This window comes from Psychrobacter sp. UBA3480, from assembly GCF_002377945.1.
Lineage (GTDB): Bacteria > Pseudomonadota > Gammaproteobacteria > Pseudomonadales > Moraxellaceae > Psychrobacter.
The window spans coordinates 46,883-63,421 of sequence record NZ_DFQV01000031.1 but is presented as its reverse complement, the minus strand read 5'-3'; the positions used below and the strand labels follow the sequence as shown (position 1 = coordinate 63,421).

Sequence of the window (16,539 nt, the reverse complement as noted above, 5' to 3'; positions counted from 1 at the left end):
GTCATAAAAAAGGCCATCCTATTTAGGGTGGCCTTTTTTTATTGAGAAATATTGATTGTATAATTACGGGTCTACATGAATGTATGGCAAGCTCTACATATATCATCTAAGCGTAATATAATAATAAAAACAGCCTAACAATAAGCGTAAAAGGAACATCATGTTTGCGATAGAAGTATTACCAACGAATGCAGTAGAACTTGAAAATGTCATTCAAACTGTTGCCAATATAGAAACCATGGTGCAACCAGATGATGCTTGGAATCAGAGAGCATTGACTGAATTGCTTGAACAAGACAGTATTCGTCTGCTGATTGCTTACGATCAAGCCAAAGAAGAGAGTGTCTCTCATCGTGAAATAGTTGTTGGCTATTGCTTATATCAAATGACTTTTGAGCAAGCAGAGGTGTTGCGTATCGGAACTGATCCAAAGTATCAACGCAAAGGCATTGCTTCACAGGTACTGAATAAATTGCATGAGCTGTTACAGCTTAATCAGGTCGAAAGTCTTTTGTTAGAAGTACGTGCCGATAATACAGCGGCGATAGCGTTATACGAGCAACAGGCATTCAATATTATTCATAAGCGTAAAGGTTATTATAAAATGCCACATAAACCAGTAGTCGATGCGTTAGTCATGAAGCATACTTATATTTAATGAAATGAGTAAAGCTTAATAAAAAGTAAGCGGCGATAATAAAAGTAGCTACAACAGCTATGATACAAAAGCAGAATTAACTAAGATTTAAGCTTTATTGCAAAGGAATTTTCTTTTTACAGACTTCCACATCAAGCTGATAATCACTATCTGCTTTCATTCGACCTAAAATATCCAAGCGTTCGCTCAGTAGCTCAACCATTATACTGATATTAGCTTGTTGTTTTTTAACTTGTTCTAATTTTTGCTGAGTGAGTAAAAGCTGCGAATCAATATCCAAGTGACCATCATAATAATCATTTAAGCTGTTTTTGATTTCAGTAAGGGTGAAGCCAATAGCTTGCGCACTTTTGATCAGCTCTATGCGTTCGATACACTCTGGATGAAATTCGGTATATAAACGTGAGCCTGCCTGACGCTTGCGAGATTTTAGCAGGCCTAATTGCTCGTAATGGCGAACCGTATCTTTGGTCGTATTGGCCTTTGCTGCTAGCTCTCCAATCAATAGAAACGATGTATCAAGTGCCATAATAACCTCTTATTTTTTCGCTATGATAATCATAACTCTAGTTGCCACGGCGATTCGCTATCCAGTAGCGATACGGCTAACGGTTTATGAGAGTGCTTTTGCCATGGCACAGACTGGCTGCCTATCAAGTTGTCTAACTGAGTTAGAAAGTCAGCACGCGGTAAGGTAGTCGCACCTAAGCTCATCAAATGATCATTCGGTAGCTGACAGTCGACGAGTGCGACATCACTTTGCTCACACAGGCGCATTAGACCCCAAAACGCTAGCTTTGACGCATTAGAGGCTCGGTGAAACATTGATTCACCAAAATAGATGCCGTTTATTTTTAACCCATATAATCCGCCAATCAGTTGACCTGCTTCGTCCCAAACTTCAATGCTATGAGCAAAGCCTTGTGCATGCAATTTAGTATAAGCTTCGATCATCTCATCATGAATCCAAGTATGCTCGCCTTCGGGATGATTGTCATTAAGGCCATCACTGCGCGGTAAGCTACAGGCATGTATGACATCGTCAAAAGCTTGATTAAGCGTCACTTGCCAACGTTCGCGATTTGCTTGCTTACGTAGAGACTTACTCGGTTGATAGGCAGAGGGAACAATCACACAACGCGGCTCGGGACACCACCAAGCAATAGGCTCATCTTCGTTAAACCAAGGAAATAGCCCCTGAGCATAGGCTGATATCAGCGTTTCAGGTGCTAGGTCACCGCCCATAGCGACGATGCCAATACCATCAGGATCGATAGAAATGGGATCAGGAAAGTCATAACGCCCAAGACTTTTTAAAGTCTCAGGCGTAATGTGTTTATTGTTCTGTTGAGTAAAGTTGCCCATTTAGGCTTCTTTATCTGCAGTTAGTGTTGAATCGTAAGTGTGATCACGAGCGACGGTTTCGCCCAGTGCATCCAAGTACTTTTCAGCATCTAGCGCAGCCATACAGCCTGTACCAGCAGAAGTGATGGCTTGACGGTAGACGTGATCTGCTACGTCACCTGCGGCAAACACACCTTCAATACTGGTCTGAGTGGCATTACCATTCAGGCCGCTATTAACGATCAGGTAGCCATCTTTCATATCCAATTGATCTTTGAACAAGTCAGTGTTTGGCTTATGACCAATAGCGACAAACATACCCATTGTGTCTAGTTGTTTGGTACTACCATCAATCATTGATTCAATAACGACACCATTGACGCCCATGTCATCACCGACCACTTCTTTTACTTGGTGGTTCCATTCGATTTTGACATTACCATTCTTAGCTTTTTCAAATAGCTTGTCTTGCAAGATTTTTTCAGAGCGTAAGCTGTCACGGCGATGCACTAAGGTCACTTCAGACGCAATATTAGACAAGTATAAAGCTTCTTCAACCGCTGTATTACCACCACCAATTACCGCAACTTTTTGGTTCTTATAAAAGAAACCATCACAAGTAGCACAGGCTGATACACCAAGCCCTCTGAACTTGGTTTCTGATTCTAGTCCTAAGTACTGTGCAGAGGCACCAGTTGAGATAATGAGCGCATCACAAGTATAGCTACCATTGTTACCTGTCAATTGAAAAGGACGCTCGTTTAGGTTTACTTCGTTGATATGATCATAGACCAGCTCAGTGCCGAAACGTTCAGCGTGCGCTTTCATCCGTTCCATCAATGCAGGACCTGTCAAATCATGCGCATCGCCAGGCCAGTTGTCGACTTCAGTAGTGGTGGTTAATTGTCCACCGACTTCCATACCAGTGACCATAACTGGCTTAAGGTTAGCGCGTGCTGCATAGACTGCGGCAGAGTAGCCAGCAGGGCCTGAGCCTAAAATAATGAGCTTTTCGTGACGTGGAGCAGTAGTGTCAGTTGCCATGAGTTGTTCCTTGCTAAATATACGAATTAAAAATGTAAGTTATAAATATAATAAAAGACGAATATCAAAAATGACTACGAATATGCTTCTTCTAATTGCTGTGTGATAATAACATAAGGGCACAGCGCACAAAGTGCAAGTTTGCTAAAACAAACACAGGTATCATTAGAATTAAAGAATAAATAACTTTGGAACATAAGTGCAAAGATAGAGACTAGTTTATAGAATTTAGACAATACAGCTAGCCATATTTTGCCACTCGTGTTTCGCTAACCAGCTGTTTTCTTACGCAAAGTGTCTACTGATTTACTTTCTTACACGCTTTCTTGAGAAGACTGTCGCCACTGCACCTATGTATTTGTTATTATAAGAAGTTATGCCAAGTGTAGTAGGAGCCAAGCGATAACGGTTGTTTCAAGGCTCTACAACCGGCACATGCCAAACAAACACTTCGCTCGGTACATTTATGTCAACACTTTATGTCAGCATGATTAGGCTTAGTCATGCATTGGCGACCATTTAGTATTAATAACAAGGCAGATCTTACGTGATATTAGCACCGCTTATTGAGTATTTAAAAAAGGGAATGTTTACCCTCCTTGGGTTAATACTGGCCGTTTATCTGTTTGTCATTTTGATGACTTATACAGGCAACGATCCTAGCTGGTCGCACATCAGTAGTGATATGACCACGATTAATAACATGGGCGGCGAGGCAGGCGCATGGTTGTCCGATTTGCTTTATAGCTTTTTTGGGTTTGGTGCTTGGTGGTTTTTGGCATTTGTGGTTTATGAATCTATCTTGATTTGGTGGGAAAACAAGCCAACGTTTTGGCTCATGCGATTGGTCGCTTATGTGTTTTTGCTATTAAGTGCTAGCGCATTATTTGCACAATTGGTCTCTTTAGTTCAGCAAGTCACAAACCCTGATGCAATCGGCCTCGAAGGCGTCGCTGGTGGTATCATCGGGCTAGAGTTACAGGCACGTTTGGCACAGCTGCTATCGCAGTGGGGGAGTGTGATTTTCTTAGCAGTATTTGTTGTGATTACCGCTACGTTTGCCTTTAATATCCATTGGATGACGATATATCAAAAGGTTCGTGCGCTGTCATGGCTTGGTTCAGGTGTAAAAAGTCAGGATGCTATCAACGCTACTGAACCGAGCAGTACATCACAAGATGATAGCCAAAACTTAGATGAGTCGGTAGATAAAAAAGTAGAGCATGAGCAACTGCCACTTGAGTTACAGTCTGCGGAAAATACTAGCGGTACTCAAGACGTCAGTAGTAGCGGACGTTTCGGTAGTGTCTTGTCAGACTTTTTGGCAACATCAGGGTTGGCAGATAGTGTCAAAGCCTCTGTCATCGCGGCAAAAGCAGCGGCGACACCTAATAGCTCAAAAGGTGAGCAGGCAGATACCAATACAGGCTCGATTAATAACTCTACTGACAATACGGTCAACAATACAGTACAGCCATTAGTTTCAAACTTGACTGCACCTATTGCTCGCAAAGTTGAGCCAAGCTTTGCGTGGAATGATGCCAATACGGTCGATGACTTACTTGCAAGTGAGCAAATGGCTTACAGTGCTAGTGGCATGGACAGCTCGGCTATGCCTGTACCCAACTATTCCCAAACGGGTACTAGTACCACAGCATCGTTAGAGAAAGCAGTACCTGCCACTACAGCAACTATAGTGACGGAAGCAGTTGCTCAACCAGATATACATGATAAAGAATCATTAGCTCAGTCATCAGTTGATGAGTCAGTGAGTAGTAATTTAGCCAGTCAGCCAGTCATTGAATCTGCTGAGCCTAAAATCTCTACGACACATGAGACTGCGGAAGTAGATAAGTTGGCAGAAGCATGGTTGGCAGAGCATGCTGATATATCAGAACCTACAGAGTCTATCGTAGAAACGTCTGAAGACTCTAAGCCTGTTCAGGAAACTGTAGCAGCTGAGCCAGTAGTACCAGAGAAGACTCCAGAACCTATCGTAGAAGAGCCTATTATCTTTGCACAGGATTCAGCCAATCAGCCGTTTGATACGCCTGTAGATTTGCCCCATACTGAAAAGACAGCAGTAGTCTCTGAGTCTGAAGTTGCTCCGATAACAGTAGAGACTGAGCCTGCATTGTCAGACGTTTCAGATATGACACCAACCAATACGCCTCCTGCCAATCCAAAAGCATCGCCAACGGTGGAGGCGAATAGCCCAGTCCCAAATGTACAGCTTGATCTGAAAGCGCCCGTGCAACCATCTGTTAGTTTTGCTGTCCCAGAGGGCGATAGCAGCAACCATATCACTGATATGATGCCAGAGGATGACAGTGATGACGACACCAATGTACCGGTCATGCCGCATATTAGTGATGACGCAGCCTTCAGTCAAAAATCACGCTCGATGCAAACGGCAGCTTATCGCAGCAGTCTAACGCCTATTCCAGAAGTCTCTATATTGGATAAGCCGGATCCTGACCGCAAGCCTAGCTATACTGTGGCTGAGCTTGAAAAGTTATCTGAGTTGTTAGAAATTAAACTACAAGAATTTAATGTAAAAGCCTCTGTGGTTAATGCTATTCCAGGGCCTGTCGTCACCCGTTTTGAAGTAGAGCTGGCTGCTGGGGTGAAGGCTAGTAAAGTAACCGGTATTTCGCGTGATTTAGCACGTTCATTATCGATGGCTTCTTTGCGTGTGGTTGAAGTGATTCCGGGTAAACCGTACATCGGTATCGAAGTGCCGAACAAGAAACGTGAAATGGTACGCTTGATTGAACTGCTCAATACCGAAACGTTCAAAGACCCGAAAGCGCAGATTAGCATGGCGATGGGTAAAGACATCGGTGGTAACCCAATCATTACCGACCTTGCGCGTGCGCCGCATATGCTGGTCGCTGGTACCACAGGCTCTGGTAAGTCAGTATTGGTCAACTCGATGCTATTATCGATGCTACTTAAATATACGCCCAATGAGCTGCGTCTTATCTTGATTGATCCAAAGCAGCTTGAACTTGCCAATTACAATGATATTCCGCATTTGTTAACGCCAGTAGTCACCGATATGACGGAAGCGGCCAGTAGCTTGTCATGGTGTGTGGCGGAGATGGAACGTCGCTATCAGTTGATGAGCTTGCTAAAGGTTCGTAAGCTCAATGAGTTTAATAAGAAGGTCATCGCAGCGGAGAAATCAGGCAATCCTATGCTCGATCCTCTATGGCGTCCAAATGATAGCGTCAGTATTAGCCAAGCACCCAAGTTAAAAACCTTACCCATGATTGTCATTGTCGCGGATGAGTTTGCCGATATGATTATGCAGGTCGGTAAACAAGCCGAAGAGCTCATCACACGTTTGGCGCAGAAATCGCGTGCTGCGGGTATTCACTTAATGCTAGCGACTCAGCGTCCGTCAGTCGATGTCATTACAGGTCTGATTAAAGCCAACATCCCGGTGCGTGCGGCACTACGAGTCAACTCAAAAGTCGATTCACGTACGATTTTGGATAGTGGCGGTGCTGAGGACATGCTAGGTAATGGCGATATGTTGTTCTTAGGGCCAGGACAAATCGAGCCGGACCGTGTACATGGTGCTTACGTCAGTGACGAAGAAGTTAACCGTGTCTGTGATGCGTGGCGTGAGCGCGGTGCCCCTGATTATATTGATAATATGGCAGGCAATTTTGAATTGTCTAGCCCAAGCGGTGGTAGTACAGCCAATGCCTCTGGTGAAGATGATGATTTATATAATGATGCCGTGGCTTTTATTATGGAAACACGTAAAGTTTCTGCCTCAAGCATTCAGCGTAAATTCAGCATCGGCTATAACCGTGCCGCGCGTATTGTCGACTCTATGGAGGAAGCTGGATTGGTTAGCTCGATGGGCAAAAGTGGCAAACGTGAACTATTGATGTAGGATTAATCCTTAAGTTGATAACGAAAAAGCGAGTCATGAGAATGGCTCGTTTTTTTATGGAAGAAACTTAATAATACTTTCATAAATTGTGGGTTTAGAAGTAAGCTCTTATTGTTCAATACGCTCTAGGGAGTGTAGAGTAGATTCGCATACTAGCTCATTAATTCGCGAAATCGACCAGATGACTAACGAGTCCGTTTATCAAATATCAGGCACAGTTTTTTATACTAAACTGACAAGAGTTGATGAAAAAATAGTCATTAATTTTAGAAAATATGAGTGCTACATAGTCTTAATAAAATTACTCTCCAAGGAAGGTTAGTTATGTTTAAAGAATATACTCAGTATGATGGGCTCGCCTTAGCGGCATTGGTCAATTCAGGAGAGGTCAGCGCGAAAGAGTTGCTAGACGCTGCTGTCCATCAAGCCAATCAAATCAATCCTAAATTAAATGCCATTGTGCATCGTTTTGACGAGCGTGCTTATAATGCTGCGCAGGCAGGTTTGCCTTCAGGTGTATTTACTGGCGTGCCGTATTTGCTAAAAGATTTATCATTCAGCTTCGCCGACGAACCTATTACGATGGGCAGTCGCAGCGTCAATATCATCTCAGAAAAAGACAGCGAAATCGTCAAACGGATGAAGGCGACAGGTGTTAATACCTTTGGCAAGACGAATACTCCTGAGTTTGGTTTGATTATCACCACTGAGCCAAAAGCGCATGGCGCTACTCACAATCCTTTTAAGAAAGGCTACAGTTCTGGCGGCTCGTCAGGAGGTAGTGCAGCAGCAGTTGCGAGCGGTATTGTACCGATGGCAGGCGGCGGTGATGGTGGCGGCTCGATACGTTTTCCATCTGCTTGGTGCGGTACGTTTGGGTTAAAGCCAAGCCGTGGACGTAACCCAATGGGCCCTAATCTTGGTGAAGGCTGGGAGGGTGCCGTGGCTGACCATGTGATTACGCGCTCAGTGCGCGATAGTGCAGCGATGCTAGATGCCATTAGTGGAGCAGAGATTGGTGCCCCTTATGTTATAGCTCCGCCAAACGGCACCTTTCTGCAAGCAGCAATGCGTGCACCGCGAAAGCTAAAAATCGCTTTGCATCAGCAGCCTTTGATAGCCAATACGACAGTAGACAAAGAGGTATTAACGGTACTTGAGCAAACGGCTAAGCAATTAGAGTCTATGGGTCATGAAGTAGTACCAGCTGAGCCAAACATCAATATCGAGCAGTTTTGGCATGACTTTATCGTTGTGGTCTGCGCGCATACGGCTTTTACGATTGATAATATCGAGCGTGAGTTTGGTGCTGATCACGTCAAAAACCTAGAGCCACAAACCTACAATATGGCACTGCTTGGGCGTTCGCTATCAGCGGTTGATTTGGCACATGCCAAACATGGCTGGCATCATAGCCAGTATCAGACGGGTCTATTGCTAGAAGACTACGATATGATTTTGTGCCCGACTGTGCCCACGCCTGCGGTAAAGCATGGTGTACTACCGCCCAGTCGTATGGATGAGATGATGATGCGTAGCGCCGAGGTGCTTAACAAGGGCTTCAATATGGGTAGATATGCCTTTAGCTCAGGTATGATTGAAAAGCTCAGTGCACCTGTATTAGGTAAAATGGGCTTTACGTTATTGGGTAATGTTACAGGATTACCCGCGATGTCAGTACCCGTTGGTATGAGCAAAAAAGGCCTACCTATTGGTATGCAGTTAATCGGGCGCATGAATGATGAAGCGACATTATTCAGCGTGGCGGGCGAGATGGAGCGCGCAGGTTTATTTACCAAACATGCTTTTGAGAAGTAGGGTTAAGCTATAGTTTGGATTGCTCACACTCAATCAAAGCGATAAATATCCATACCCAAACTATGATGGGCCATACTTTGATGAACGACAGAGACGCGCTGACCAGTACCTAGTGCAAAAAACAACGGTAGCAAGTGCTCATCACTTGGATGGATGTCCTTGTAGTCTGGGTATTGCTGCCAATCGAGTGCCGTGGGAATGTCTATTTTGAGCTGCTGCAACAACCATTGCTTAAACGTTTTGGCTGCTTGATCGATGCTGTCAGCTTCCCAGCGCAATGCTTGCAAATTATGCGTAATGTTACCTGAGCCAATGACAAGAATTTGCTCATCGCGTAGATGTGCTAACTGTGCGCCTAATTGATAGCAGGCAATACTGTCATAATGCTGTGGTAGTGATATCTGTACGATAGGTACATCGGCTTCTGGGTACAGGTGTCTAAGCGGCGCCCACACACCATGATCACAGGCACGTACTGGATTGACACTACAAGTAATGCCACGTGCGGTCAGCTGCTGAGCAAGTGTCTCAGCCAGCGCTGGTTGGCCTGTAGCAGGATACTGAATATCGTAAAGTTCAGGCGAAAATCCTGAAAAATCATGCCACGTCTTTGGCTGTGGATTACTACTAATCTCAAGCTTTGCTGACTGCCAATGCGCTGACATAATGACGATGGCACGTGGCTTAGGTAGGTTTTGACCAATACGTGCCAGTGCACTGGTCGTCGCAGACTGCTCAATCGCGAGCGTAGGCGCGCCATGCGAGATAAAGAGCGCTGGTAGCTTAGATGTATTTGTCGCTACATCAGACGTATTTTCCCATGCGGCAGCCGCTGTGATAGGCGTCTGCACACTATGATGGTCATCACGTGGATGAGTGGGCTTAGAGGCGTTAGGTGTCGCACGTTTTGGATATTTCATGTTGCATTTATTAGGGCGTGCGCCAGTTTTTCAATCTACTTTAGGGTCAATGTTTTAAATCAAAGAAATAGCTTAGGGCATGTTTCCATTTTTAAAATGAGGACACACCCTAGTATTTTGTTTAATTACCACGGTGATAAGGGTGATTATTATTGATACTCATCGCGCGATACAATTGTTCCATGAGTACGACGCGTACTAGCGGATGAGGCAATGTTAGTGCTGACAGTGATAATTTTGCATCGGCCTTTGCCAATACTTCTGGCGAGACGCCGTCTGCACCGCCGATGACCAAGGCAATATCATCGCCTTGCTGCATGCCATCTGCGAGTTTATCAGCCAGTCCTTCGGTCGAAATCATCTTGCCTTTGACATCTAGTACCCACAATTGCTCTCGGCTTGATGCATTATGAGCGGCTAATATGGCCTGACCTTCTTGCTCACGGTACTGTGCCAAATTGGCATCTGAAGGGTTTTTTGCCCGTTTGGCTGCCGCAATCTCGACAATTTCTGTGCTTAGCATTGGTTGAATGCGTTTGTAATATTCGTCAAAACCCGTCTGTACCCAGCTAGGCATTTTATTGCCAACGGTCAAAATCCTTACTTTCATAATACTTACCATCTCGATAATTGAATTCAAGCTTACTAGGGCGTGTTCTTAATAGTTGTATCGTTCATTCTTCATTGTCTGCAATTTACATCAGAGGGTTAATTGTCTCTGATACGTTGCTATTCGTGTTTTGATCATCGTCGCTCTTATTACTTTGGCTTGGCTTTGGAATGACAGTCAACTTGGCATCAGACTCAAAGACAATGGCTTCGACATCATCAAAACTATTAATCCCTTCAGAACGCATGGCACACTCAATTTCTTGACGCGTCAAACGCTCATCGCGCATGGCGTCTGGCAAAAACTGCCCCTGATAAAAAACGATACGCGGCTCTGATAAAATAAAGTTACTAAATTGCGGTGAAACAGACGCATATTTGGTCACCACAAATTGCAGTAGGTACAGCACTAAAATAGACGACACCCCTTCAACAAAGGGAATGTCTTTGAGCAGAATTGTACTGGCACCTAACGAGCCGATCATGACCGTCACGATCCAATCGAAGTTATTGAGCTGCGATGTTGAGCGTTTGCCAGAGATTTTGGTGACTGTCACGATCAACACGTAGACCATAACAGTCGTCAAAACAATACGACCAAGCTTGTCTATGTTGTCAAAAAAGATCATGTCCATAATGTTCGCTCCTATTATAAAGGTAAAACAAGTCATCGCTAAAATACTACTTACTAGGGCGCGTCTTACTTTGTCTCATTTTTAGTACTATTCTTAAAATAATGACACGCCCTAAACTTAGCCTAACGGATTTTACGCATTAGCAGGGGAAAACTTTGTAGCACCTTGTAGATGATGGTTTGTACTTACGTTGATTTGCGTATAGGGTCTAATAATCTATTGATAGACCATAGACTGATTCGCGCACTGACTAGAGTGAGAACCAGCATTAGCATTAGTGATGAAAGCAGGGGCAGTGGACGCTGCATCGCCATCTCAAACAGTACCTCACGGCTTATCGTATCAAACAGCCAAAACCAGATGGCTGAAAAATAAATGACAGTCAGCATCCAGACAGTCACAACCCCACCTAACATCAATTTATTAATCTCATCTCTCGCTAATGCTCGCTTCTGATGTTTGATAAATTTACTGACAGCGATGTAAGCACCCACGATAATAGAAACTACCATGACCAGTTGTGGATTGAGCGCAAGCTTGGTCTGTATTATCATAAATATGGTACTGGCGAGCGTGTATCCAATTGCAAAAAAACCGACATATCGAGCAAGTTTAGGCTGCACTTGTACAAGTGTTTGAGGTTTGTTGAGACTGGTTGTCTGGCGTGACATAAGCTAACCTTTATAAAGGTAAAAAATAGAGTATTGATAATAAATCGACTTAAAGCGTTAAGTGTCAGCGCTGTGCTGTCCAGTCGAGCATGGCATCTAATATAGGTCGCGCTGCATAAGGATTTAATGCTTGATCAGTATTAATTATACCGACGACAACGTAATCCTGTCCTGACAGCCCTTTGACGTAACCTGCCATTGAGGTGACGTTATTTAACGTGCCAGTTTTTATCCATGCACGACCAGTAGCTACAGATTCAGGCAAGCGATCGCTATGGGCGGCAATAGTGCCACTAACCCCAGCGACACCTAACGAATCGACATAGGCATCAAAATTTGGTCGACTGTAAGCATAAGTCAGTAGCTCGCTTAGGTTGGCTGCGGTGATAGTACACTCGCGGCAAAGCCCTGAGCCATTGGTCAAATGTGGCGGCGGCGTACTGAGGTTGGTTTGCCACCATTGATTGATGGTTTGTAAGGCTGCTGGATAGTCTGTCGTAGCAGGTTTGCCAAATTGATATAAGCTATCAGCCTTTTTACCATTAGATTTATCGGCTACTACTTTACTATCCACCTCATTATTAGCTTTGACTTCATGACTGCTTGGACTAGTCGCAGTTATGCTAGCAGGTATTGTTTGAGTCAGCCTTTCTTTATCATAAGCGCCTATAGATAACGCCATTTGCTCAGCCATGACATTGTTTGAGAAGTGGTTAATGTCATGAATCTGCTCGGTTAAATTCAACGACGGATAGCTGACCATAGGTAGAGGCGACATCGCGATAGCCGTAAGTCCGTGCGCTCGTTTTGTCGTCTTGGTCATATCGTAAGGTGTTTCTTGTGAGATTACCTGTCCACTCAAAGTATTCCCTAATGCTTGCCATTTGGCAGCGATGACGTGTGCGGCAAACTCTTTGGCATTGGGATATGCTACGTAAAAGACATGCTCACCGCAGCTCTCTGGGAGACTGGCATTTAACACAAGCTGCGTGTTTTGCCACTGCGGCGCTAGGCTATAGCTTGCTTGCCCACAACTGGCTGCACGAGTATTGATTTTAGCAGGTAGCTGATAGTCTGCTAACTGCGGCTTATAGGTCACGCTTGCTTGGCCGTTATCTTGAGGGTAAGTTTTGATGCCAATGGTGCTAAAGTTGACCAAAAACCCATCTGGGCTGGCGTTATAAGGGCGTAGAGGTGAGTTATCAAAGGCGGCAGGATCTTTACTAACATTATTAAAAACTGCGCTGTCAATGATGATGTCACCATCGATATGACGAATACCTGATGCTTGCACTTTATACAGTAACTGTTTTAAGCGCTCGTGAGTCATTTTTGGGTCGCCACTTCCTTGAATAATCAAGTCACCATATAGACGGTCACCGATGACAAGGCCAGTATGATACACCCGCGTATGCCACACAAAATCCGCCCCTAACGTGTCTAACGCGATAAAACTGGGCACGAGCTTCATGGTGCTGGCAGGCGTGCGAGGGATATCGGACTGATGATTTAGCAAAGGCGAAAATGAGATTTTTATAGCGTTTTTATCGGTGCTAGCGTTGCTTTGGGCTTTGGCATTCTGAGTAAGCGTATGCTGAGATTCATCAGGGATAACCGTTGGAATGCTCTCTACGCTCTGATAAGTATAAGGGTCATCGGTATAAGCATGTATTTTTTGCTCGTGCTTTTCAATGGTGCGCTGCTCTATGGTCATTAACGCGCTCTGATGGCTCGGGTCGCTGCTAATTATATCCGTAGAGGCGTTTATAACTGGGTGTTCAGATACTATAGTAGATGCAGATTGGCTGTCAGATTCATTACTATCAATGACTTGAATAGGAGTCGGCAGACGACTGGCAGTTTTGTCACCCACAGGTGTAATAACGATGCTGATATCCGCTTCTGTCAGGTCGGCACGCGCCAAGGCTTTTTGAATGGCTGCTGGCAATGCTGCTTGTACATGTATCGGTGCGACTATAACTGCTGCCAATAACGCTAACCTAGATAGACGTTTACTAGGTTGGTTCAACGGTCGCAAATGACGACAAAGCGTGGTGGTTTTGGTTGCAGCAGTAGAGTAATGACGGCGTTTAGAAGGGTATCGCATGAGCATCTTTCATCAGGTGGCAAAAACAGCCTATGGTAACATGAGTTGCTGTTTTCGCACACGACGTCAGAAGCACAATTTTAGCAATAACGCCGCCCTTATTTATATAACTAACTCTAACTATCGATTGAACTAAGAGTATGATTTGCTGCTAACGCACATGCAAAAAAGCCATCGCCGTCATAACAGCATCGTTATAAGCATCATGCGCGCCCAGTTCAGGAATGTTGTAATGGGCTAGGATGCGATTCAGATGTTGGGCTTGTCCAGAAAGCCCTTGTGTGTGACCACTGATACGCCGACTGTACAGATGACGCAAATCTATGACTTCGTTTGGTAGCGAGGTTCCCATATAGCGTTTGACCAATGGATTTAAAAAAGCCATGTCTAGCTGTGTGCAGAATCCAACGATTGGTCGATTGTTTATGAATGGTAGCAGCATTGCCAACATGTCATCGTAACTCATGCCATGTTCAACATCGGCGGTACGTAGGCCATGAATGACAATAGTGTCGCGGTCTGGCATGACAGGAGGTCTGCAAACCAAATGCATGCCATTACCTGTGTCGATGGTATTACCATTAATATGTATCGCTGCTACAGACAGCAGATGATGCTTCTTGGGGTTCAGTCCTGTCATTTCGCAGTCAATCGCCACCCACTGCTCAGCCGAAGGTGTCGTAAACATTGAGGCAAGCTCTGGACGCTGCAATTGCGTCTTTTGCCAAGCGCAAGATAACTGCTGTAACCAGCTCATATTAGTCGTTCATCCATCTATATTGTTTTTGTATTTATAAACTTTCTCTATCCATGGAGCCTCTGTATTAAAACTGCCACATTTATGCGATTTCTAATTGATAGTGTTGACGCAACTGATTTTTAAAGCTTTTGACCACGCCCAGACACTCTTTGAGTAGATCACGTTCAAGTGCGGTCAAAGTCGTTGGATCTACTTGCCGTGCATGCTTATCGTCGGTTGAGAGTGCCACGGACAAGCGCTGCGCCATAAAAAACTCTAAGGCTTCAAGCAAAGTATCGGCGCGTTCTTGAGTCATAGCATTAATCTGTACCAAGCCCTTTAAACGCGCCTTGGTACTAGGCACATCGAGCACATTGTTTTCTAATGCTAAAGTGCGGATACCATGAACTAAGGGAAAGATACCGGCTTTTTTTAGGTCGATATCGGACGATGCTGATTTGCCACCTAGTAAAGGTACAAATTTTTGCCACCATTGATTAACATCGCCAAACTGTAGCGCTGCCCGGGCAAATTGCCTGACAAACATAGGATCTGCCTGGCTATGAGCAAGCTTTAAATGCTGACGTACTTGAGTCAGCAGTGACTCATCGCCGCAGACGTATTCAGCATCTAGTATCGCAGACAAGTAAATACCATGCATTGGATTTGAATTTCTAAACCATAGGCCAATTTGCGCAGTGAATTGCTCGAGCGGTTGTCGCCACATAGGATTGGTCATCATAATATTGCCATCACACAGTGGGTAGCCAAGCGTTGCTAAATGGCTATTAAAAGTATCAGTGAACTGTGCTAGGTCGGGATGCGTATAGCCATCACGAATGATGAGCGCATTGTCCTGATCGGTACGCATGATTTGCTCACCGCGCCCTTCTGAACCCATAACGATAAGGCAGGTATTGGCCATCACTTCATCAGGTACGATCAGCTGCCATAGTTTGGTAAATACTTGCGCATTTAGCGTCTGTACCATACGACTGATATTGCCGATTTTGACACCATTGTGATGCTGTGCCCGAATGTAGCGACCGATTAGCTCAACAGCGGTATCTAGGCTCGATAAGTCTTGTGCCTGTTCGATTTGAATACTAATCAGCTGCGAATGATGACCAATATGAGCGAGCATATCACTTTGCCCAAGCACACCGACGACATCACCACTCTTATCAACGACTGGCAGTCTATGAATACGATAGCGAGTCATGGTCAGCAGCGCATCGCCAATCTCATCACTGGCTTTGATTGTACGGAGATTAAAATTTGCATAGCGCTGGCAAGGAGTAGTAGCAGGATCTTGTTTATCGCTTACAGCGCGACAAATATCAGTATCGGTCAAAATTCCTAAGAGTAATCTTGTCTCATGTTGCGCTGTTTGTGAGCCATCTAAGTTATTCAAACCATCTAAGCCATGTAGCGGTCTGACCAGCACATGTTTCAATCCAGCTTTGGTCATGATACGGGCCGCTTCGTACAAGCTATCATTGGCATCGACGATATGCACTGGTAATAGATGAACATCTATCACTGGCTGCAGCATAATTTGCTGTACTTCTTGTTGGTTGGTATAGCTAGCAGGATCTAGCGTTTTGTTATGACGTCGTTGGCGCAATGCTTTTAATCGTTCAGGCAGTTTGTCTGATAGCATTTGGCGTACCAAATGATTTTGTGCACTGATTTTATCGATAGCATCACCAGCGACTTGGAGCAGTAACGTCTCTTCATTGGCTCGGAATTGATAGGGCTGTATAGACGTACTTTCAGGCTCTAGCTGATTATCGTTGGTAAGTGACTCAGGTAGGCGGCGACTATCAAACCAATCATTATTATTCAGACCATCAGCGTGATTGCTACCTACATAGGACGCGACAAACTCACCATCTAGTGATTGCTCGATTTGCCCTTTGATGACCACATACAGACATTGCAGTTCTTCTGCAGGCAAGCTTTCGTTTTTGGCAAGGTAGCGTATCTGGGTGTTTTTTCTAATGCTTTGACGCTCGGCTAAGCTCAATACATCAAAGGGCGGTTGGCTAAAATCAAGATGGGGCATGGCATCATCCTTGATG

The 16,539-nt window shown here is 44.6% G+C and carries 13 protein-coding genes; 3 read left to right on the top strand and 10 right to left on the bottom strand.

Annotated features, from left to right (window positions below; translation table 11 throughout):
- The first annotated feature begins 160 nt into the window (after positions 1-160).
- Positions 161-658: a ribosomal protein S18-alanine N-acetyltransferase gene (rimI, locus tag B2863_RS12470; RefSeq protein ID WP_296211184.1), complete on the top strand. Its 498-nt coding sequence runs from the start codon at positions 161-163 to the stop codon at positions 656-658.
- A gap of 94 nt (positions 659-752) precedes the next feature.
- Here rimI and B2863_RS12465 read toward each other — a convergent pair whose 3' ends face one another.
- From B2863_RS12465 to trxB, 3 genes are read right to left on the bottom strand one after another with little or no spacing between them, the layout of a single operon-like run.
- Positions 753-1,187: a MerR family transcriptional regulator gene (locus B2863_RS12465; protein ID WP_057758493.1), complete on the bottom strand. Its 435-nt coding sequence runs from the start codon at positions 1,185-1,187 to the stop codon at positions 753-755.
- A 29-nt stretch (positions 1,188-1,216) separates the two neighbouring features.
- The gene (aat, locus tag B2863_RS12460; RefSeq protein WP_296211180.1) at positions 1,217-2,023 is read right to left on the bottom strand and encodes a leucyl/phenylalanyl-tRNA--protein transferase; all 807 of its coding nucleotides are present in this window, start codon (positions 2,021-2,023) and stop codon (positions 1,217-1,219) included.
- Positions 2,024-3,046 (bottom strand): thioredoxin-disulfide reductase, encoded by a 1,023-nt coding sequence (gene trxB, locus B2863_RS12455; RefSeq protein ID WP_296211177.1) that lies wholly within the window; start codon positions 3,044-3,046, stop codon positions 2,024-2,026.
- A 547-nt stretch (positions 3,047-3,593) separates the two neighbouring features.
- Here trxB and B2863_RS12450 point away from each other — a divergent pair.
- Positions 3,594-6,956, top strand: coding sequence for a DNA translocase FtsK (locus B2863_RS12450; protein ID WP_296211174.1), 3,363 nt, complete (start codon positions 3,594-3,596; stop codon positions 6,954-6,956).
- A 324-nt stretch (positions 6,957-7,280) separates the two neighbouring features.
- Positions 7,281-8,774, top strand: a complete 1,494-nt coding sequence (locus tag B2863_RS12445) for an amidase (protein WP_296211172.1) — start codon at positions 7,281-7,283, stop codon at positions 8,772-8,774.
- Positions 8,775-8,803: 29 nt separating this feature from the next.
- Here B2863_RS12445 and B2863_RS12440 read toward each other — a convergent pair whose 3' ends face one another.
- The 7 genes from B2863_RS12440 to B2863_RS12410 form a co-directional block, all read right to left on the bottom strand.
- Positions 8,804-9,694, bottom strand: coding sequence for a DODA-type extradiol aromatic ring-opening family dioxygenase (locus B2863_RS12440; RefSeq protein WP_296211169.1), 891 nt, complete (start codon positions 9,692-9,694; stop codon positions 8,804-8,806).
- Positions 9,695-9,815: 121 nt separating this feature from the next.
- On the bottom strand, positions 9,816-10,304 hold the full coding sequence (gene rlmH, locus B2863_RS12435; RefSeq protein ID WP_160023059.1) for a 23S rRNA (pseudouridine(1915)-N(3))-methyltransferase RlmH: 489 nt from the start codon (positions 10,302-10,304) through the stop codon (positions 9,816-9,818).
- Positions 10,305-10,389: 85 nt separating this feature from the next.
- Positions 10,390-10,938: a DUF421 domain-containing protein gene (locus B2863_RS12430; RefSeq protein WP_296211158.1), complete on the bottom strand. Its 549-nt coding sequence runs from the start codon at positions 10,936-10,938 to the stop codon at positions 10,390-10,392.
- A gap of 185 nt (positions 10,939-11,123) precedes the next feature.
- Positions 11,124-11,609, bottom strand: coding sequence for an ABZJ_00895 family protein (locus B2863_RS12425; RefSeq protein WP_296211155.1), 486 nt, complete (start codon positions 11,607-11,609; stop codon positions 11,124-11,126).
- Positions 11,610-11,673: 64 nt separating this feature from the next.
- Positions 11,674-13,716 (bottom strand): D-alanyl-D-alanine carboxypeptidase/D-alanyl-D-alanine-endopeptidase, encoded by a 2,043-nt coding sequence (locus tag B2863_RS12420; RefSeq protein WP_296211153.1) that lies wholly within the window; start codon positions 13,714-13,716, stop codon positions 11,674-11,676.
- A 151-nt stretch (positions 13,717-13,867) separates the two neighbouring features.
- Positions 13,868-14,473: a 3'-5' exonuclease gene (locus B2863_RS12415; RefSeq protein ID WP_296211150.1), complete on the bottom strand. Its 606-nt coding sequence runs from the start codon at positions 14,471-14,473 to the stop codon at positions 13,868-13,870.
- A gap of 82 nt (positions 14,474-14,555) precedes the next feature.
- Positions 14,556-16,523, bottom strand: coding sequence for a DUF294 nucleotidyltransferase-like domain-containing protein (locus B2863_RS12410; protein ID WP_296211147.1), 1,968 nt, complete (start codon positions 16,521-16,523; stop codon positions 14,556-14,558).
- Positions 16,524-16,539 lie beyond the last annotated feature (16 nt).